A 19,586-nucleotide genomic window follows, 5' to 3' on the forward strand; every position below is an offset into this window, starting at 1 on the left:
GCTCGACACGCAACGGCTGATTTCGTGACTACATGGGTAACTCGCCGGGTACGCCCGGAACTGAGCCAGGCATCTACCGCCGGCCCGAAACGCAACTATCGTGGCACTCAATAGTGCGCTGAATATCCGGAGAGGCGGACTGAGAGGCGGCATGGAGAGGTTTTTGGTTACCGGCGGGAATCAACTCGTCGGTGAGGTCGCGGTCGGGGGTGCCAAGAACAGCGTCCTCAAGCTGATGGCCGCTGCCCTGCTGGCCGAGGGCACGACCACCATTACGAACTGCCCGGACATCCTCGATGTGCCGCTGATGGGTGATGTGCTGCGCGGCCTGGGCTGCGACGTGACGATCGATGGTTCGGTCGTCATCATCACCACTCCTGCGGAACCGAAGTACCACGCGGACTTTCCCGCGGTGACACAGTTCCGCGCGTCGGTTTGTGTGCTCGGACCATTGATGGCGCGGTGCAAGCGGGCCGTTGTCGCGCTGCCCGGTGGGGACGCAATCGGTTCGCGTCCCTTGGATATGCATCAAGCCGGCCTGCGCCTGCTCGGGGCGACCAGCGAAATCGAACACGGTTGTGTGGTCGCGCGGGCGGATGAACTGCGCGGTGCGCGGATCAGGCTGGACTTTCCGTCGGTGGGGGCGACCGAGAACATCCTCATGGCGGCCGTGCTGGCCGAAGGGGAGACGGTCATCGATAACGCCGCACGTGAACCGGACATCGTCGACCTGTGCAACATGCTGGTTCAGATGGGCGCCCGTATCAGTGGCGCCGGCACGTCGGTGCTGACGATCGAGGGCGTCGAGCGCCTTTCGCCGACCACGCACCGTGTGATCGGTGATCGCATCGTCGCCGCCACCTGGGGGATTGCCGCCGCGATGACTATGGGCGACATCCGGGTGACCGGCGTCAACCCGAAGCATCTGTCCCTGGTGCTGGACAAGCTGCGCTCGGCAGGAGCGCGGATTTCGTTCGAACCGGACGGTTTCCGTGTGGTCCAGGCCGACCGGCCGCGTGCGGTCAACTTCTCCACATTGCCTTTCCCCGGGTTCCCGACCGATCTGCAGCCGATGGCTATCGGCCTCGCGGCGATCGCCGACGGCACCTCGATGATCACCGAGAACGTCTTCGAAGCGCGGTTCCGCTTCGTCGAGGAGATGATTCGGCTCGGTGCCGACGCGCGAACCGATGGACACCACGCTGTGGTGCGCGGAATTCCGCGGTTGTCGAGTGCACCGGTGTGGTCGTCGGATATTCGTGCAGGCGCGGGACTCGTGCTCGCGGGTCTGGTTGCCGATGGTGTCACCGAAGTGCACGACGTCTTCCATATCGACCGCGGCTACCCGAATTTCGTCGAGCAGCTGCAGGCATTGGGTGGCCAAGTGGAGCGGGTCGGCGCGGCTGATTGATCTTGTCCGCCAGGAATGGACGGACACAATGATCACGTGTCGTCGAAAACCGTTCCTGACCAGGCGATTTGACATCATGCACGCAGACACGTAACTTTATTCAAGTCAGAGCGACACGGACACCGACCCGGAGCCGAGAAGCCCAGCGGAAACGCTGAGCGGAGGCGAGGGAAACGAGGTAGTACGAGGAGCGCCTGGCGATCACACTGGCTCGGTCGAGACTCTGGTTTGCGCCTGGGTATGTGACTGAGCTAAGCTTGAAAAGTTGCCTCACCGATCAATCAGAGTAAATCTAGGCGATGGTGTGTGCGTGTGTTCTTTGAGAACTCAATAGTGTGTCGATGAATGTCAGTGCCAATTATTTAATTGGTTCCGGCCTTACATACCCCCCGGTTGTAGGGTTGGACATTTAGTCAGCAAATCTTTTTGCTGGCGTTTTGTTTTGCTAGGTTTTCGGACTCTAGTTATTCTTCTGATTGCATCCCTTTGGGGGTGTGGTTGAGAGTCTTCAACGGAGAGTTTGATCCTGGCTCAGGACGAACGCTGGCGGCGTGCTTAACACATGCAAGTCGAGCGGTAAGGCCCTTCGGGGTACACGAGCGGCGAACGGGTGAGTAACACGTGGGTGATCTGCCTCGCACTTCGGGATAAGCCTGGGAAACTGGGTCTAATACCGGATATGACCAAGAGCTGCATGGTTTTTGGTGGAAAGATTTATCGGTGCGAGATGGGCCCGCGGCCTATCAGCTTGTTGGTGGGGTAACGGCCTACCAAGGCGACGACGGGTAGCCGACCTGAGAGGGTGACCGGCCACACTGGGACTGAGACACGGCCCAGACTCCTACGGGAGGCAGCAGTGGGGAATATTGCACAATGGGCGAAAGCCTGATGCAGCGACGCCGCGTGAGGGATGACGGCCTTCGGGTTGTAAACCTCTTTCGACAGGGACGAAGCGCAAGTGACGGTACCTGTAGAAGAAGCACCGGCCAACTACGTGCCAGCAGCCGCGGTAATACGTAGGGTGCGAGCGTTGTCCGGAATTACTGGGCGTAAAGAGCTTGTAGGCGGTTTGTCGCGTCGTCTGTGAAAACTCACAGCTCAACTGTGAGCTTGCAGGCGATACGGGCAGACTTGAGTACTTCAGGGGAGACTGGAATTCCTGGTGTAGCGGTGAAATGCGCAGATATCAGGAGGAACACCGGTGGCGAAGGCGGGTCTCTGGGAAGTAACTGACGCTGAGAAGCGAAAGCGTGGGTAGCGAACAGGATTAGATACCCTGGTAGTCCACGCCGTAAACGGTGGGTACTAGGTGTGGGTTTCCTTCCACGGGATCCGTGCCGTAGCTAACGCATTAAGTACCCCGCCTGGGGAGTACGGCCGCAAGGCTAAAACTCAAAGGAATTGACGGGGGCCCGCACAAGCGGCGGAGCATGTGGATTAATTCGATGCAACGCGAAGAACCTTACCTGGGTTTGACATACACCGGAAACCTGCAGAGATGTAGGCCCCCTTGTGGTCGGTGTACAGGTGGTGCATGGCTGTCGTCAGCTCGTGTCGTGAGATGTTGGGTTAAGTCCCGCAACGAGCGCAACCCTTATCTTATGTTGCCAGCGCGTAATGGCGGGGACTCGTGAGAGACTGCCGGGGTCAACTCGGAGGAAGGTGGGGACGACGTCAAGTCATCATGCCCCTTATGTCCAGGGCTTCACACATGCTACAATGGCCGGTACAGAGGGCTGCGATACCGTGAGGTGGAGCGAATCCCTTAAAGCCGGTCTCAGTTCGGATCGGGGTCTGCAACTCGACCCCGTGAAGTTGGAGTCGCTAGTAATCGCAGATCAGCAACGCTGCGGTGAATACGTTCCCGGGCCTTGTACACACCGCCCGTCACGTCATGAAAGTCGGTAACACCCGAAGCCGGTGGCCTAACCCTTGTGGAGGGAGCCGTCGAAGGTGGGATTGGCGATTGGGACGAAGTCGTAACAAGGTAGCCGTACCGGAAGGTGCGGCTGGATCACCTCCTTTCTAAGGAGCACTTCTGCATCGCACCCCGAAGAGTCGGGGATGGTAAACGTTGATGCCAGAGACCGTTTCGGAAACATACGTTTTCCGGCGGACGCTCATGGGTGGAACGCTGGCAAGTTTTATCGCATTCGGTCAATCCTCAAGTGGTTGGTCGCGGTGAATATATCGACACACTGTTGGGTCCTGAGAGAACACGCGAGTGTTTCCTCTTAGGCAAGATAACGACAAGGCTGGATCTTCAGTCATACCGCGAGGGTTTTCGGATTCTCGGCTGGTGCTGAGTCAGGGTTTGGCCTTGTGTGTTGTTTGAGAACTGCACAGTGGACGCGAGCATCTTTGTTAGTAAGTGTTTAAGAGCGTACGGTGGATGCCTTGGCACCAGGAGCCGATGAAGGACGTAGGAGGCTGCGATAAGCCTCGGGGAGCTGTCAACCGAGCTGAGATCCGAGGATTTCCGAATGGGGAAACCCAGCACGAGTGATGTCGTGTTACCCGCATCTGAATATATAGGGTGTGTGGAGGGAACGTGGGGAAGTGAAACATCTCAGTACCCACAGGAAGAGAAAACAACAGTGATTCCGTGAGTAGTGGCGAGCGAAAGCGGATGAGGCTAAACCATGTGGATGTGATAGCCGGCAGGCGTTGTCCATGTGGGGTAGTGGGGCTCATTTTCTTATCACTGCCGTGATGAGCGAGAGTAAGAAACCGTTGGGTTAGTCGAAGTGGTCTGGAACGGCCTGTCGTAGAGGGTGAGAATCCCGTAGACGAAAACCTGGCGGCTCTCGTAGTGAGTGCCCGAGTAGCAGCGGGCCCGTGAAATCTGCTGTGAATCTGCCGGGACCACCCGGTAAGCCTGAATACTCCCTGGTGACCGATAGCGGACTAGTACCGTGAGGGAAAGGTGAAAAGTACCCCGGGAGGGGAGTGAAATAGTACCTGAAACCGTGCGCTTACAATCCGTCAGGGCCTGCGCCAACTTCGGTTGGGTGGGTGATGGCGTGCCTTTTGAAGAATGAGCCTGCGAGTTAGTGGCATGTGGCGAGGTTAACCCGTGTGGGGTAGCCGTAGCGAAAGCGAGTCCGAATAGGGCGTTTCCAGTCGCATGTTCTAGACCCGAAGCGGAGTGATCTACCCATGGCCAGGGTGAAGCGACGGTAAGACGTCGTGGAGGCCCGAACCCACTTAGGTTGAAAACTGAGGGGATGAGCTGTGGGTAGGGGTGAAAGGCCAATCAAACTCCGTGATAGCTGGTTCTCCCCGAAATGCATTTAGGTGCAGCGTCGCGTGTTTCACACCGGAGGTAGAGCTACTGGATGGTCTAGGGGGCCTACAAGCTTACCGAAATCAGCCAAACTCCGAATGCCGGTGTGTGAGAGCGCGGCAGTGAGACTGCGGGGGATAAGCTTCGTAGTCGAGAGGGAAACAGCCCAGATCGCCGGCTAAGGCCCCTAAGCGTGTACTAAGTGGAAAAGGATGTGGGGTCGCGAAGACAACCAGGAGGTTGGCTTAGAAGCAGCCACCCTTGAAAGAGTGCGTAATAGCTCACTGGTCAAGTGATCCTGCGCCGACAATGTAGCGGGGCTCAAGTACACCGCCGAAGCCGCGGCATTCACACAATACATCCGCCATTCCCTGCGGGGGGTGGTGCAGTGGTGTGGATGGGTAGGGGAGCGTCCTGTAGCCAGGGAAGCGGCGGAGTGATCCAGCCGTGGAGGCTACGGGAGTGAGAATGCAGGCATGAGTAGCGAAAGACGAGTGAGAAACTCGTCCGCCGAATGACCAAGGGTTCCTGGGCCAGGTTAATCCGCCCAGGGTGAGTCGGGACCTAAGGCGAGGCCGACAGGCGTAGTCGATGGACAACGGGTTGATATTCCCGTACCCGTGTATCCGCGCCCATGATGAATCAGTTGTGCTAAGTGTCCTGAACTTCCGAGAAGACCTTCGGGTCTCGAGTGGAGGGATGCACATGACCCTGGCTGGTAGTAGTCAAGCGATGGGGTGACGCAGGAAGGTAGCTGGGCCAGTCAGTGGTTGTACTGGTGTAAGCCTGTAGGGCGTTGTGTAGGCAAATCCGCACAGCATGTGCCTGAGAGGTGATGCGTAGCCGATTGAGGCGAATTCAGTGATCCTATGCTGCCGAGAAAAGCCTCTAGTGAGTTGGTACACGGCCCGTACCCCAAACCGACACAGGTGGTCAGGTAGAGAATACTAAGGCGATCGAGAGAACTGTGGTTAAGGAACTCGGCAAAATGCCCCCGTAACTTCGGGAGAAGGGGGACCCGGTCTGGTGATGAGATTTACTCTCGGAGCTGGGTTGGGTCGCAGAGACCAGAGAGAAGCGACTGTTTACTAAAAACACAGGTCCGTGCGAAGTCGTAAGACGATGTATACGGACTGACGCCTGCCCGGTGCCGGAAGGTTAAGAGGACCGGTTAGCGCTTCGGCGCGAAGCTGAGAATTTAAGCCCCGGTAAACGGCGGTGGTAACTATAACCATCCTAAGGTAGCGAAATTCCTTGTCGGGTAAGTTCCGACCTGCACGAATGGCGTAACGACTTCTCTGCTGTCTCAACCACAGACTCGGCGAAATTGCATTACGAGTAAAGATGCTCGTTACGCGCGGCAGGACGAAAAGACCCCGGGACCTTCACTATAGCTTGGTATTGGTGTTCGGTACGGTTTGTGTAGGATAGGTGGGAGACTGTGAAGCGGGCACGCCAGTGTTCGTGGAGTCATCGTTGAAATACCACTCTGATCGTATTGGACCTCTAACCTCGGACCATGATCTGGTTCAGGGACAGTGCCTGGTGGGTAGTTTAACTGGGGCGGTTGCCTCCTAAAATGTAACGGAGGCGCCCAAAGGTTCCCTCAGCCTGGTTGGCAATCAGGTGTCGAGTGCAAGTGCACAAGGGAGCTTGACTGTGAGAGCGACAGCTCGAGCAGGGACGAAAGTCGGGACTAGTGATCCGGCACCGGCAAGTGGAAGCGGTGTCGCTCAACGGATAAAAGGTACCCCGGGGATAACAGGCTGATCTTCCCCAAGAGTCCATATCGACGGGATGGTTTGGCACCTCGATGTCGGCTCGTCGCATCCTGGGGCTGGAGTAGGTCCCAAGGGTTGGGCTGTTCGCCCATTAAAGCGGCACGCGAGCTGGGTTTAGAACGTCGTGAGACAGTTCGGTCTCTATCCGCCGCGCGCGTCAGAAACTTGAGGAAGGCTGTCCCTAGTACGAGAGGACCGGGACGGACGAACCTCTGGTGTGCCAGTTGTTCCGCCAGGAGCACTGCTGGTTAGCTACGTTCGGAAGGGATAACCGCTGAAAGCATCTAAGCGGGAAGCCTGTTCCAAGATGAGGTTTCTCACCACCTTTGAGTGGTTAAGGCCCCCCACAGACCATGGGGTTGATAGGCCAGAACTGGAAGCTCGGTAACGGGTGTAGGTGACTGGTACTAATCGGCCGAGGACTTACCAACGAAGAGGCTACGCGTCCACTGTGCGGTATCTGAAACAACACACAGATACAGAAGCATCCTTGCATGATCCGGGTAACTGGTGATTGTTTGGTGTGCTCTCTGTGGATAGTTTCATAGAGTTACGGCGGCCATAGCGGCAGGGAAACGCCCGGTCCCATTCCGAACCCGGAAGCTAAGCCTGCCAGCGCCGATGGTACTGCACTCGACAGGGTGTGGGAGAGTAGGACACCGCCGGAACATCATTCGCGAGAGCCCCCCGACTTCGGTCGGGGGGCTTTCGTCGTTTACTGACGAGATACACAGAACGAAGTGGTTTCGCAGCAATCTCGCAGGGAACAGCCAAGGTAAGCAGAGCACCGGCGTTGATCATGAACGTAGACATATATCATCGGTGGGACGGATAAGCCGAGAAGCATGGAGGTGCAGATGGTCGTGGCAACGACAACGGCCGACCGGGCGCCCAGTGATGTCGGCGCACCGACCCGATCTCGCTCGTGGCCGAGATTGCCCGCGACGGCCGGCTACCTGGCTGCGCTCGTCATCGTCACGACGTTCTTCTCGGTACTGAGCGATTCGGACCGGTCGAAGATGGTGCTGCACGCGAGCACCAACCTCCATAATCTGCTGAACGGGCACGTCGGCACCCTTTTTTCGAGCGCCCTGGTGATCGGTGATGTGAGCGCAGCCTGGGCCATCATTCCCTTGCTCGGCTGCCTGCTCGCCCTTGCCGAATTGCGCTTCGGCGCGGTGCACCTGGTGCGCGTCTTCCTTGCCGGGCACCTCGGAGCCACTCTGCTCGTCGCCGCAGGTCTCTGGGTCGCCATCGATGTCGGCTGGGTGCCCGCGAGTATCCGCTGGGCGGAGGATGTCGGCGTCAGCTACGGGGCCATGGCATTGGTCGGCGCCCTCGTGGTCGCGGTCCCGCACCGCTGGCGGATCGCCTGGGCCACCGCATGGTTCATGATCGCCGCAGAGGGTGTCCTGATCGAGCGGACCTTCACCAGCGTCGGTCATCTGCTCTCGTGCTGCATCGGATCGGCCGTGGGATTCGGCATGATTCGGGCCAATGCGACATCCACCCACAAGCTCACCAGGGTCGAATCGGCTCTGCTCGCGGTGAGCGTACTGCTCGCGGCCATCATGCTCATGGGCTGACCGGCGGCGCGACGGGCTGGCGACAGGGGCGGCCGGGCACTCGCCTACAGTGCTTGGGTGCGCCTAGTGATTGCTCGCTGTCAGGTCGACTACGTGGGGCGACTCACCGCCCATCTCGCAATGGCCCGCCGGTTGCTGCTGATGAAAGCGGACGGTTCGGTTCTCGTGCATTCCGACGGTGGCTCCTATAAGCCGCTGAACTGGATGAGCCCGCCGTGCTGGCTGGAGGAACGCAGCGGTGACGAGGTGCCCGACGGCGCGAAGGCGCTGTGGGTCGTCACCAATAAGGCCGGCGAAGAATTGCGGATAACTATCGAGGACATCGAGCACGACTCCTCGCATGAGCTCGGCGTCGATCCCGGTCTGGTGAAAGACGGCGTGGAGGCGCATCTTCAGGAGTTGCTCGCCGAGCACGTGCAGACCCTCGGTCCCGGCTATACGCTCATCCGCCGTGAGTACATGACGGCCATCGGGCCGGTGGATCTGCTGTGCCGTGATGCCGACGGCGCCACCGTGGCCGTGGAGATCAAACGCCGCGGTGAGATCGACGGTGTGGAACAGCTCACCCGGTACCTCGAATTGCTCAATCGCGACCCGCTGCTCGCTCCTGTCGCCGGGGTCTACGCGGCGCAGCAGATCAAGCCGCAGGCCCGTACGCTCGCCGAGGACCGTGGAATCCGATGCCTGATCCTCGATTACAACGCCCTACGCGGCACCGAGAGCAACGAATTCCGCCTCTTCTGAGTCGAGTAGCCGACCGATGGCTCCGATCGATCCAGACGGGCGCAAAGAGCGCGTTCGGTCGAGGCTTAGGCTGGGTGCATGCCGCGTCGGAAGCCTCGCACCGACCGCCGCGCGGGTCTGCCCGCGGGCGGTGGGCTCGGCGACGTCTTCGGAAGTACCGAGCCGGGACCGGACAGTGACGACCTCTACACCGTCCGGACCATCCCAGGTAGCCGGGCGATCAAGACATATCGCTGTCCGGGCTGTGATCACGAAATCGTCCCCGGCGTAGCCCATGTCGTCGCCTGGCCCGCCTATGGCGGTGAGGACGATCGCAGGCACTGGCATCGGGGCTGCTGGAACGGCCGCCAGACGCGCAGGATAACCCGTCGCTGGTCGTGAATGCCCTTGCGGCCGAACGTGTTTTCCCGGAGACGCAGGCCCTGTTCGTGCTGGAACGACTGATTTCGCGGGCACGTCGAGTAACTCGTAGGGCACGCTCGCGACTGGTTCGGCCCGCCGCGGGTCCTGAACGCAAGTGTCGTAGCAGCGAACGAGTACAGCCTGTGTACGCGCAGTGGCGGTCGGAGAATTAGGAAGGCCGCCCCGGTCGGGGCGGCCTTCAGTGTGTTCAGTGGGTACCGCGTGTCGCCGCGTGGTCCGACGTCAGTGCGTGATGTCGGCGTTCTCGCGCTCTTCGTCCACGATGTCGTCATCCTCGGTGGCGACCTCGGGGATCGCCTTGGTGCGCGAGCCGGTCACCGACTTGGTGTTGCCGCCGATCGACTTGCGCTGGTCCGGAACCCCGTCCAGCAGTTCGCTTTCCCGGTTGACCGCAGCGAGCATGGCAGGCACCGAGTCGAGCTGGCCGCGGATGCCGAGCAGCTGGGCGAGCACTCGGCCGCGCAGCACGCGCATCTCCTCGGCCAGTTCCTTCGCGTGCGCGATCTTGCGCTCGGAGGTCTGGGTGGCGGAGGTGATGAGGCGGTTGGACTCGTCGGTCGCGTCCTTGATCCGCTGTGCGGCCTCGGCGCGGCTGGTGGCCTCCAGCTCCTCCATGGCGCGGGTGAGCTTGGTGCGACGCTCGGCCATGGTGACCTCGAAGTCCTGCTGGGTCGCCTTGCGCTTGGCGTCGGCTTCCTTACCGAGGCGGTCGGCCTCGGCCTGAGCGGCTTCGATGATCTTGGCGGACTCGGTACGCGCATTGGCCAGGGTCTGCTCGAACTCGATCTCGAGTGCTTCGCGCTTTTCCTTGGTCTCGGCAAGCAACGACTCGTACTTGCCACGCATTTCCGTGGCTTGCTGCTCCGCAATCGACACCATTTCCGCAGCCTCGGCCTGCGCCAGGGCGCGGACCTCGGAGGCCTCGTCGGAGGCCAGGCGGAGCATGCGGGAGATGCGGTCGGACATGCCTTCCGCAGTGGTCGGCGGAACCGAGAGGCGGTCGACCTCCTTGCGGAGCTCGTCGATCTCGTCCCGCGCGTCCTCCAACTGGCTCGCGAGGTTACGGGCTTGTGCCGCAGCAGCATCCCGGTCAGTGGCGGTGACCCTCAGCTCTGCATCGAAGCGGTCGAAGTAGTTGCGTACCTCGTCTTGCGCATAACCCTTGCGCACAACGGTGAAGGGCAGTGCAACGAAGCGATTGCGATCGGACTCAGGTGACGACATGGCCAACAAACTACAGCCTACCGAGACATCATGGTGACTCGACCGCGAATGTGATTCTGAAGAGTTTTTCGGGCCCGATCTTGATACTAGTGCGTAACATTCGCGTTCGGTTCGACCAACTCGATCAGCACACCGCCAGCATCCTTCGGGTGGATGAAATTGATGCGGGAATCGGCGGTTCCGTGCCGTGGCGCCTCGTACAGCAAACGCAGACCTCGATCGCGCAGATAGGTCGACACCGCATCGATATCGGTGACGCGGTAGGCGAGTTGCTGCAGGCCCGGTCCGCTGCGGTCGATGAACTTGGCGATGGTCGAGTCGGCGTTCAGCGGCGCCAGCAACTGCAGGGCAGTCGCGCTGTCCGGTGCGCCGGGCAGCGACAGCATCGCCTCGTGCACGCCTTGGCTCTCGTTGACCTCGCGATGCGTCTCGATCATGCCGAGATTCTCGGCATACCAGGCAATCGCGGCATCCAGATCGGGCACCGCGATGCCGACATGATCGACGGCGATGACGTAGTCGCCGGGGATGAAGCTCGAAGGATCCATAACGTTGCTCACCACTCGAACGTAGCGTCTGCCCGACCCGGCCGGATGGAGACCATCGATAGTTCTGTACTCGGTCGAAGACACTGCTTGCTGAGACGCAGTCGGATGGGGTCCATCCGCAGCCCAGCGCTCGGCCGAGCGCAGGCGAGGCCACCGCTTGGTGGGGCGCAGTCGGACGACGTCCATCGGTAGTCCCGTGCTCGGACTAGCGCAGGTGAGGGCACCGCGTACCTGGCAGGGGTCGACTCGGACGGACAAGCTACCGTTGAGTACAAGATTCGACGCCGCGCCCGGGCGCGGCCGTTGGCGATCCAACGAATGCTGCTGTGAGGAAAAGAGGGCTCGTCGTGACCACTTCCGTGATCGTCTCCGGTGCGCGTACCCCGGTCGGCCGGCTGCTCGGAGGGCTGAAGGACTTCAGCGGGTCCGACCTCGGCGGCTTCGCGATCAAGGCGGCGCTGGAGAAGGGTGGCGTCGCGCCCGAGCAGGTCGATTACGTGATCATGGGGCAGGTGCTCACCGCGGGCGCGGGCCAGATCCCGGCTCGGCAGGCGGCAGTGGCCGGCGGTATTCCGATGGACGTGCCCGCGCTGACCCTGAACAAGGTGTGCCTGTCGGGCATCAACGCGATCGCCCTCGCCGACCAGCTGATCAGGGCGGGCGAGTACGAGATCGTCGTCGCCGGTGGCCAGGAGTCGATGAGCCAGGCACCGCACTTGCTCGAAAAGAGCAGGGAGGGTTTCAAATACGGCGATGTGGCGCTGCGCGATCACATGGCCTACGACGGCCTCTACGACATCTTCACCGACCAGCCGATGGGTGCGCTGACCGAACAGCGCAACGACACCGAGCCGATCAGCCGCGCGGACCAGGACGCGTTCGCGGCCGCCTCGCACCAGCGGGCCGCGGCGGCGTGGAAGAACGGGCTTTTCGATGCGGAGGTCGTTCCGGTCGCGGTGCCACAGCGCAAGGGTGACCCGGTGCTGGTCTCCGCGGACGAGGGCATTCGCGCGGACACCACGGCGGAGTCGCTGGCCAAGCTGCGTCCGGCCTTCCGCAAGGACGGCACCATCACCGCGGGCACCGCCTCGCAGATCTCCGACGGCGCGGCCGCCGTCGTGGTGATGAGCAAGGCCAAGGCCGAGGCGCTCGGGCTGAGCTGGATCGCCGAGATCGGCGCCGCAGGCGTGGTGGCAGGTCCCGACTCGTCGCTGCAGGACCAGCCTGCCAATGCGATCGCCAAGGCTTGTGCGCGCGAAGGTATTTCGCCCGCGGAGCTGGATCTGGTCGAGATCAACGAGGCCTTCGCGGCGGTGGGCATCGCCTCCACCCGCAAGCTCGGCATCGACCCGGAGAAGGTCAACGTCAACGGTGGCGCGATCGCGATCGGTCACCCGCTCGGCATGTCCGGCGCGCGGATCCTGCTGCACCTTGCGCTGGAGCTGAAGCGTCGCGGTGGTGGCATCGGCGCTGCCGCGTTGTGTGGTGGCGGCGGTCAGGGTGACGCCCTGATCATCAAGGTCTAGCCGACCGGTGCCGGGCATGGTGGTCTGATCAGGGCAGTCGCCGTGATCAGCACGCCTGCGCCGGCGATGGCGACGAGCAGGTTTATCCGCACCGCCGTGGTGTGACGGGTTCAACTACGGACCGTCGTAGGAGTCCGGCACAATGGTGGCCATGGACAATTTCTTCGACCTGAGCACCGTCGCCAAGCGCTTCCGCTTCATCGCCGTGCTGGAGGCTATTTCCTGGGCCTTCCTGATTGTCGGCATGGTGTTCAAGCGTCTCCCCGAGCCGGTCCTGTGGCCGGTCAAGGTGTTCGGGATGACGCACGGCATCATCTTCGTGCTGTTCGTGATCGCTACGATCGTCGCGGCCCGTGAGCTGGGCTGGACGGTGAAGACCACGGTCCTTGCGCTGCTGTCGAGCATTCCGCCGTTCTGCACGATGCTTTTCGAGGTGTGGGCGGTGCGGACGGGTCAGCTGGGTGAGCTGAGCAACGCGCCGTCGGTCGACTCCGGGGCTCCCGCATCCGTCACGCCGTGACAAACTGGAAGCCGTGACTCGACCTGCTGCCCGCCGTCCTTCGCCCGCCGTCGCCGCCGCTATGTCCGGTGCGGTCGATCTGTCCAGTCTGAAGCAGCCCCCGGCCGGTGCGGCCGGTCCGGCCGGTGGCGACTATGCGGTGAACGAGACGGATTTCGAGACGAAGGTTTTGCGCCGCTCGATCGCGATGCCGGTGGTCGTCGCGCTGTACTCGCAGCGCAGCCCCGGCAGCGTCGAGCTGGTCAAACTGCTCGAGCGACTTGTCGTCGAAAACGGCGGCAGCTGGGCTTTGGCCACTGTCGAGGCCGAGGCCAATATGCGGATCGCGCAGGCCTTCGGCGTGCAGGGCATTCCGACGGTGATCGCGGTCGCCGGTGGCCAGCCGCTCGCGGATTTCCAAGGCGCACAGCCGGAATCGCAGGTTAGGCAGTGGCTGAACGCGGTCATCGACGCGGTGGCGGGCAAGCTCGACGGTGAGGCCGCCGAGCCGCAGCCCGCCGAGGATCCCCGTTTCGCCGCTGCCGAGGCGGCGCTGGAGCAGGGTGACATGGCAGCCGCGGAGGCCGCCTACGAGGCCATCATCGCCGCGGAGCCGAACAACGAAGAGGCCAAGGTCGCGCTGCGTCAGCTGCGTTTCCTCGGTCGTGCCCAGAACATTCCCGGATCGGCGATTGCGACCGCGGATTCCGATCCGGCCGATGTCGGTGCCGCCTTCGACGCCGCAGACCTCGAGCTGTTCAACCAACAGCCCGAGGCTGCGTTCGACCGGCTGATCGCGTTGATCAAGCGGACCGCCGGTGATGAGAGGACACAGGTCCGCACCCGCCTGCTGGAACTGTTCGAGCTCTTTGATCCGGCCGATCCGGTCGTCGTCGCGTCCCGCAGGAAGCTGGCCGCCGCGTTGTACTGAGCGCGCCCGCTGCCGGGTGCGCTCAGGCCAGCGCCTCGACCTTGCTCGCATCGAACTCGACGTACTCGACGATCGCACCGCCCGGGTGCCGCACCGTCAGATTGCGCCCGGTCGGGACGTCGTTGGGTCCGTCGAGTGTCCGCCCACCCTCCCGCTCGACCACCGCGAGGACTTCCTCGAGGGTGTCGACGATCGTGGTGGCCTGCACATTGCGGAAGGGGGCGAGGCTCGCCGGGGTCCCGGCGACCAGGAGGAAGTCACCGATTCCGGCCAGCTCCACATCGCGATAGGCGAAGCGCAGACCCGGCTGCGCGCCGGTCAGAGCGGTGAAGGTCGGCAGGGCGGTGTCGAGATCGTCGACGTAGATGCGGGCGAAGGTGTTGCGAACTGCCATGACGCATTCCATTCATTTCGATAATTGCCGAAGTATCGAAATGATCGTATAGGCAACGATACCGCTCCGCTCGCCCGATGGCGTCGGCTAATCCGGCGCGAGCCAGACCGCGCTGTTGGGGGCCAGGGCGACGGTCGCCGACGCCGGCCTGCCGTGCCATGGCTCGTCGAGCGCGGTCACGGCGCCGAGGTTGCCGATGCCGGAGCCGCCGTAGGCGATGGCGTCGGTGTTGAGGATTTCGCGCCAGCGGCCGGTGGCGGGCAGGCCGACGCGGTATTCGTCGTGCACCGAACCGGAGAAGTTGTAGACGCAAGCGACCATCGAGCCGTCGGAGCCGTAGCGCAGGAAGGCCAGGACATTGTTGGCGCGGTCGTCGGCCTCGATCCAGGAGTACCCACCGGGTGCGGTGTCCTGCGTCCAGAACGCGGGGTGCGCGCGATAGACCGCGTTGAGGTCGCGCACGGCGGCGGTGATGCCGAGGTGCAGCGGATTGTCCAGCTCGTGCCAGTCCAGGCCGCGATCGTGCGACCATTCACGAAACTGGCCGAAATCCTGCCCCATGAACAGCAATTGCTTACCGGGATGGGCCCACATATAGGCCAGCAGGGCGCGCACGCCCGCGGCCTTGGCGAAATCGTCGCCGGGCATCCTGGTCCACAGGGTGCCCTTGCCGTGCACGACTTCGTCGTGGCTGATCGGCAGCACGTAGTTCTCGCTCCATGCGTACACCAATGAGAAGGTGATCTCGTTGTGGTGCCAGGAGCGGTGGATCGGATCGCGGCCGAGGAACCCTAGGGTGTCGTGCATCCAGCCCATGTTCCACTTCATGGTGAAACCGAGGCCGCCGACGTCGGTGCCCCTGGTCACTCCGGGCCAACTCGTCGATTCTTCGGCAATGGTGACGACGCCGGGGTGGTACCGGTGCACGGTGTTGTTCAGGTCCTGGAGGAAATCGACGGCTTCCAGGTTCTCCCGGCCGCCATACACATTCGGCTCCCAACCCCCTTCGGGGCGTGAGTAATCCAGGTACAGCATGGAGGCCACCGCGTCGACGCGCAGGCCGTCGATGTGGAACTCCTCGATCCAGTACCTGGCGTTGGCGACGAGGAAGTTGCGGACCTCGTTGCGGCCGAAGTCGAAAACGTAGGTGCCCCAGTCGAGTTGCTCGCCGCGGCGCGGGTCGGGATGTTCGTAGAGCGGGGTGCCGTCGAAGCGGGCCAGCGCCCATTCGTCGCGCGGGAAGTGCGCGGGTACCCAGTCCAGCAGCACGCCGATCCCCGCGGCGTGCAGGCGATCCACGAAGGAGCGGAAGTCGTCGGGGGAGCCGAAGCGCGCGGTGGGCGCGTAGTAGGAGGTGACCTGGTATCCCCAGGAGCCGCCGAACGGGTGCTCGGCGATAGGCAGCAGCTCGATGTGGGTGAATCCGGCCGCGCGCACGTAATCGGCCAGCTGGTCGGCCAATTCGCGGTACCCGAGACCGGGATGCCAGGATCCGAGATGGACTTCGTAGACGCTCATCGGCGCGCGCGTCGGATCGGTGCGTTCGCGAGCGGCGACCCAATCATGGTCGGACCACGCGTAATTGCTCTCGGTGACGACCGACGCGGTGGCAGGGGGGAGTTCCGTCGCGAACGCCAGCGGATCGGCGTGGTCCACCGTCCGGCCGTCCGCACCATGTACCCGGAACTTGTATTTGGCGCCGACGCCCACACCGGGCACGAACACTTCCCATACCCCGGATGAGCCGAGTGCGCGCATCGGTGCGGTGTTGCCGCTCCAGCTGTCGAAATCACCGATCACGGTGACGCCGCGGGCATTCGGAGCCCAGACCGCGAACGAGGTGCCGCTCACCTCGCCGTCAAGGGTGGTGTAGTGGCGCGGATGCGCGCCGAGCACATCCCACAGGTGTTCGTGGCGGCCTTCGCCGATGAGATGCAGATCGAGCTCACCGACGGTGGGCAGGAAGCGGTACCCATCGGGGGTGATGATCTGCTGGCCGCCCGGATAGGTGGTCACGAGGCGATAGTCCATGACATCGGGGTAGGGCAGCACTGCGGCGAATATCCCGTGCCCCAACGACTTCAGTGGATGGTCGGCACTGCCGACGCGTGCCGACACCGTCTCCGCGTGCGGCCGCAGCGCCCGGATGACCGTGCCGTCGCGGTGTGGGTGCGCACCGAGCACGGTGTGCGGATCGGTGTGGGTTCCGGCCGCGAGCAGCATCAGGTCGCGGCGTTTCACCACCGTGGCATCGCTCATCGGAAGGTCCTGCGATAGGCGAGTTCGGCGCGAACCTGCTGCGGCACCGGCGGCAGCGCCAGAATGTGAGCGACCGAGTTGGCCGGATCCAGCCGCACGTAATTCGTTTGCGCCCAGTGGTATTCCTCGCCGCTGACCTGGTCGTAGACGACCGGATGGTCGTGCCATTCGTGCCCGATCGCGGGCAGGTCGAGCGAAATCATGCCCTGCTCGGCGCCGAAGGGGTTGAGGTTCACCACGATCAGCACGGCGTCGCCGCTGACCGGATCGATCTTCGAGTAGGCGATCAGCGCGTCGTTGTCGACGTGATGGAAATGCACGCAGCGCAGCTGCTGGAGGGCGGGGTGCGCGCGACGGATCTCGTTCAGCCGAGTGATCCACGGCTCCAACGATTCTCCGCGCGCCAGCGCCTCGGCGAACGGGCGTGGGCGCAGTTCGTACTTCTCGGAATCCAGGTACTCCTCGCTGCCCGGTCGCACCGCCTGGTGCTCGAACAATTCGAATCCGGAGTAGATGCCCCAGGTAGGGGCCAAGGTCGCTGCGAGGACCGCGCGAATGGCGAACATGCCAGGCCCGCCGTGCTGGAGGCTCTCGTGCAGGATGTCGGGGGTGTTGGTGAACAGGTTCGGTCGGGCCTCGTCCGCTTTCGCGGCCAGCTCCTTGCCGAATTCGGCCAGCTCCCATTTGGCGATGCGCCACGTGAAGTATGTGTAGGACTGGCTGAATCCGCGTCTCGCGAGGCCGTACAGCCGAGCCGGCCTGGTGAACGCCTCGGAGAGGAAGATCACCTCGGGGTCGGTGCGTCGCACCTGCGCGATCAACCATTCCCAGAAGTCGGCGGGTTTGGTGTGCGGGTTGTCGACACGGAAGATCTTGACGCCCGAGCCGATCCAGTGCCGCACCACACGCAGGATTTCCGCGTACAGCCCGTCGGGATCGTTGTCGAAGTTGACCGGATAGATGTCCTGGTACTTTTTCGGCGGATTCTCGGCGAAGGCGATGGTGCCGTCGGGCAGCGTGGTGAACCACTCCGGATGCGTCTGTACCCAGGGATGATCGGGTGCACACTGCAGGGCCAGATCGAGGGCCACCTCGAGGCCGAGTTCGGAAGCGGTGCTGACGAACTCGGTGAAGTCGGCTTCGGTGCCGAGTGCCGGATGGATCGCGTCGTGCCCGCCGTCCTTCGACCCGATCGCCCACGGCGAGCCGACATCGTCCGGCTCGGCGGTGAGCGCGTTGTTGCGGCCCTTGCGGTTGATCTCGCCGATCGGATGGATCGGCGGCAGATAGATGACGTCGAAACCCATGCCCGCGATGCGCGGTAGTTCCTTCGCCGCCGTGGTGAAGGTGCCGTGGATCGGGTTGCCCGCGGCGTCCCGGCCGCCGGTCGAGCGCGGGAAGAACTCGTACCACGAGCCGTACAGTGCGCGTTGACGTTCCACCTGCACGGTGTGCTGCGCGCCTCGGGTGACTATGTCCCGCAACGGCGTCGTGCGCAGGATCTCGGAGATCTCCGCGCCGAAGGCCGACGCGACCCGTGCGGGCAGCTGTTCGTTGCTGCGCAGCGCGGTCGCGGCCGCTCGGAGGCGCTCGAATTGTTTCTTCGGCACGGCTTGGGCCGCGCGCTCGAACAGTCGGGCGCCGAGCTCGAGATCGTTGGCCAGATCCACGGCGCTCTGCCCGACGGCCAGTTTTGCCTCGACCGCCGCGCGCCAGGTGGCGATCGGATCGCTCCAGCCCTCGATGCGATAGGTCCACGCGCCGGGCAGGTTCGGGACGAATGTCCCGTTGAATACGTCGGGCTCGAAATCCGGCGCCATCCGAATCCTGGTGATCCGTGACGTGCCGGGAGCGCGCACCGCCAGCGTGGCGGCAACCGCGTCGTGCCCCTCACGCCAGACCACGGTGCGCACCGGAAAGACCTCGCCGACCACGGCCTTGGCCGGTCGGCCGCCCGCGATGGACGGGGCAGTGTCATCGATAGCGATGCGGCCGGTCACGGGACCAACCGTACCGTTACCTCGCGCCGAGGCGTTGCTCAGCGCGCGTCGGCGGCGAGGCCGAAGCCGAGTGCGACCAGCACCGCACCGAGCGCCCGCTCGATCCGCTGCCGGATCCCGGTTCTGCGCAGCCAGGCCCCGGCCCGGTCGGCGGCCACCACAACGCCGACGCACCAGGCGGTGTCGATGGTGAGCTGGATCATGGCCAGGACCAGCACGGTCGGCAGCACCGGTCCGTCGGCGGGCAGAAATTGCGGGAGGATCGTCAGTCCGAAGACCGCGGCCTTCGGGTTGGCGGCGATCGAGATCAGCGAGGCGCGGAAGGCCGCGGCGGGCGTCCGTCCGGTAGGCAGCATTTTCGTCATAGTGGCGCCGAACTCGTCATCGCCGCGTGCCCCGCGCCAGGCCTGTACGCCGAGCCAGATCAACACCACGCCACCGACGATGTGCACTGCGGTATTCATGAACCGGTTCGCGACCAGCAGCACCGACAGACCCGCCCCGCCGGCCAGCGTCCACCCGAACACTCCGATCTCGTTGCCCGCCACCGCCGCCAGCCCCGCCGCGCGCCCGTCGCGCACCGCGCGTTGCAGGAACAGCGCCGTGGCCGGGCCGGGCAGCGCGGCAAGAATGAGGCAGGCCAACAGAAATTGGGGGAGGACATCGACCCAGTGCGGCATCAGCCGATGCTGTCACGAACCTGGGTGGTCGGCCACTGGAATTCGGGTGCACGAGAACTGCCTCGACCCGGGCCTCAGCGCCGCACTACCCGAGCTCGGCCGCCTCGGGAGCGGGCTCGCAACCCGTCCGGCCGCATTGAATCGGCCTTGCCGAACGTGGCTCCGGCGGGTGCCGGGGGCGCGGTCGGCGATTCGGTTGTGGGACGCGAGCCCGATACGCAGGGCCGAGCCGTCGGAGGCTCGTGCAGGAAGCCGTGCGCCCATGTGACTACTGACGGCCGGTGCGGTCGACGG

General features: G+C 63.3%; 13 protein-coding genes and 3 rRNA genes. 10 read left to right on the forward strand and 6 right to left on the reverse strand.

What is annotated here, in order from left to right:
- Positions 1-151: 151 nt before the first annotated feature.
- From murA to OHQ90_RS11575, 7 genes are all read left to right on the forward strand, one after another.
- Positions 152-1,411 carry a UDP-N-acetylglucosamine 1-carboxyvinyltransferase gene (murA, locus tag OHQ90_RS11545; RefSeq protein ID WP_328409889.1) on the forward strand — a complete coding sequence of 420 codons (1,260 nt, stop codon included), beginning with the start codon at positions 152-154 and terminating at the stop codon, positions 1,409-1,411.
- Between the two features lie 508 nt (positions 1,412-1,919).
- Positions 1,920-3,436: ribosomal RNA gene (locus OHQ90_RS11550) — 16S ribosomal RNA — on the forward strand.
- A gap of 340 nt (positions 3,437-3,776) precedes the next feature.
- Positions 3,777-6,909: ribosomal RNA gene (locus tag OHQ90_RS11555) — 23S ribosomal RNA — on the forward strand.
- Positions 6,910-7,029: 120 nt separating this feature from the next.
- Positions 7,030-7,146 (forward strand): 5S ribosomal RNA (gene rrf, locus OHQ90_RS11560).
- The 16S, 23S and 5S rRNA genes sit together here, the layout of an rRNA operon.
- 189 nt (positions 7,147-7,335) lie before the next feature.
- On the forward strand, positions 7,336-8,064 hold the full coding sequence (locus OHQ90_RS11565; protein ID WP_328409891.1) for a rhomboid-like protein: 729 nt from the start codon (positions 7,336-7,338) through the stop codon (positions 8,062-8,064).
- 57 nt (positions 8,065-8,121) lie between these two features.
- Positions 8,122-8,808 (forward strand): endonuclease NucS, encoded by a 687-nt coding sequence (gene nucS / locus OHQ90_RS11570; RefSeq protein ID WP_328409893.1) that lies wholly within the window; start codon positions 8,122-8,124, stop codon positions 8,806-8,808.
- A gap of 78 nt (positions 8,809-8,886) precedes the next feature.
- Entirely contained in the window at positions 8,887-9,189 is a 303-nt protein-coding gene (locus OHQ90_RS11575) for an ATP/GTP-binding protein (RefSeq protein ID WP_328409895.1), read from the forward strand.
- 264 nt (positions 9,190-9,453) lie between these two features.
- Here the strand turns inward: OHQ90_RS11575 and OHQ90_RS11580 are convergent, their stop codons facing one another.
- Together OHQ90_RS11580 and mce are read right to left on the reverse strand one after the other, a co-directional pair.
- Entirely contained in the window at positions 9,454-10,455 is a 1,002-nt protein-coding gene (locus tag OHQ90_RS11580; RefSeq protein WP_328409898.1) for a hypothetical protein, read from the reverse strand.
- 86 nt (positions 10,456-10,541) lie between these two features.
- Positions 10,542-11,003: a methylmalonyl-CoA epimerase gene (gene mce / locus OHQ90_RS11585; protein ID WP_328412773.1), complete on the reverse strand. Its 462-nt coding sequence runs from the start codon at positions 11,001-11,003 to the stop codon at positions 10,542-10,544.
- A 347-nt stretch (positions 11,004-11,350) separates the two neighbouring features.
- Here mce and OHQ90_RS11590 point away from each other — a divergent pair, with 347 nt between their 5' ends.
- The 3 genes from OHQ90_RS11590 (at position 11,351) to OHQ90_RS11600 (ending at position 13,959) form a co-directional block, all read left to right on the forward strand.
- Complete coding sequence (locus OHQ90_RS11590; protein WP_328409900.1) at positions 11,351-12,529, forward strand: acetyl-CoA C-acetyltransferase; 1,179 nt, start codon at positions 11,351-11,353, stop codon at positions 12,527-12,529.
- 151 nt (positions 12,530-12,680) lie between these two features.
- Entirely contained in the window at positions 12,681-13,049 is a 369-nt protein-coding gene (locus OHQ90_RS11595) for a DUF3817 domain-containing protein (RefSeq protein ID WP_406236717.1), read from the forward strand.
- 61 nt (positions 13,050-13,110) lie between these two features.
- Complete coding sequence (locus tag OHQ90_RS11600) at positions 13,111-13,959, forward strand: tetratricopeptide repeat protein (protein ID WP_328412775.1); 849 nt, start codon at positions 13,111-13,113, stop codon at positions 13,957-13,959.
- A gap of 22 nt (positions 13,960-13,981) precedes the next feature.
- Here the strand turns inward: OHQ90_RS11600 and OHQ90_RS11605 are convergent, their stop codons facing one another.
- From OHQ90_RS11605 to OHQ90_RS11620, 4 genes are all read right to left on the reverse strand, one after another.
- Entirely contained in the window at positions 13,982-14,353 is a 372-nt protein-coding gene (locus OHQ90_RS11605; RefSeq protein WP_328409904.1) for a VOC family protein, read from the reverse strand.
- A gap of 87 nt (positions 14,354-14,440) precedes the next feature.
- On the reverse strand, positions 14,441-16,612 hold the full coding sequence (glgB, locus tag OHQ90_RS11610; protein ID WP_328409906.1) for a 1,4-alpha-glucan branching protein GlgB: 2,172 nt from the start codon (positions 16,610-16,612) through the stop codon (positions 14,441-14,443).
- Positions 16,609-18,612 (reverse strand): alpha-1,4-glucan--maltose-1-phosphate maltosyltransferase, encoded by a 2,004-nt coding sequence (locus tag OHQ90_RS11615; protein WP_328409908.1) that lies wholly within the window; start codon positions 18,610-18,612, stop codon positions 16,609-16,611. Before OHQ90_RS11615 ends, glgB begins: the two co-directional genes overlap by 4 nt.
- A 38-nt stretch (positions 18,613-18,650) precedes the next feature.
- Positions 18,651-19,292, reverse strand: a complete 642-nt coding sequence (locus OHQ90_RS11620; protein WP_328409910.1) for a LysE family translocator — start codon at positions 19,290-19,292, stop codon at positions 18,651-18,653.
- Positions 19,293-19,586 lie beyond the last annotated feature (294 nt).

Source organism: Nocardia sp. NBC_00403 (assembly GCF_036046055.1).
Taxonomy (GTDB): Bacteria; Actinomycetota; Actinomycetes; order Mycobacteriales; family Mycobacteriaceae; genus Nocardia.

Excerpts from the sequence above, each read along its gene's own strand:
- mce (WP_328412773.1), bottom strand. The coding sequence starts at position 11,003 with ATGGATCCTTCGAGCTTCATCCCCGGCGACTACGTCATCGCCGTCGAT.
- OHQ90_RS11575 (WP_328409895.1), top strand. The coding sequence starts at position 8,887 with ATGCCGCGTCGGAAGCCTCGCACCGACCGCCGCGCGGGTCTGCCCGCG.
- OHQ90_RS11605 (WP_328409904.1), bottom strand. The coding sequence starts at position 14,353 with ATGGCAGTTCGCAACACCTTCGCCCGCATCTACGTCGACGATCTCGAC.
- OHQ90_RS11600 (WP_328412775.1), top strand. The coding sequence starts at position 13,111 with ATGTCCGGTGCGGTCGATCTGTCCAGTCTGAAGCAGCCCCCGGCCGGT.
- OHQ90_RS11565 (WP_328409891.1), top strand. The coding sequence starts at position 7,336 with ATGGTCGTGGCAACGACAACGGCCGACCGGGCGCCCAGTGATGTCGGC.
- OHQ90_RS11595 (WP_406236717.1), top strand. The coding sequence starts at position 12,681 with ATGGACAATTTCTTCGACCTGAGCACCGTCGCCAAGCGCTTCCGCTTC.
- OHQ90_RS11620 (WP_328409910.1), bottom strand. The coding sequence starts at position 19,292 with ATGCCGCACTGGGTCGATGTCCTCCCCCAATTTCTGTTGGCCTGCCTC.
- murA (WP_328409889.1), top strand. The coding sequence starts at position 152 with ATGGAGAGGTTTTTGGTTACCGGCGGGAATCAACTCGTCGGTGAGGTC.
- OHQ90_RS11580 (WP_328409898.1), bottom strand. The coding sequence starts at position 10,455 with ATGTCGTCACCTGAGTCCGATCGCAATCGCTTCGTTGCACTGCCCTTC.
- glgB (WP_328409906.1), bottom strand. The coding sequence starts at position 16,612 with ATGAGCGATGCCACGGTGGTGAAACGCCGCGACCTGATGCTGCTCGCG.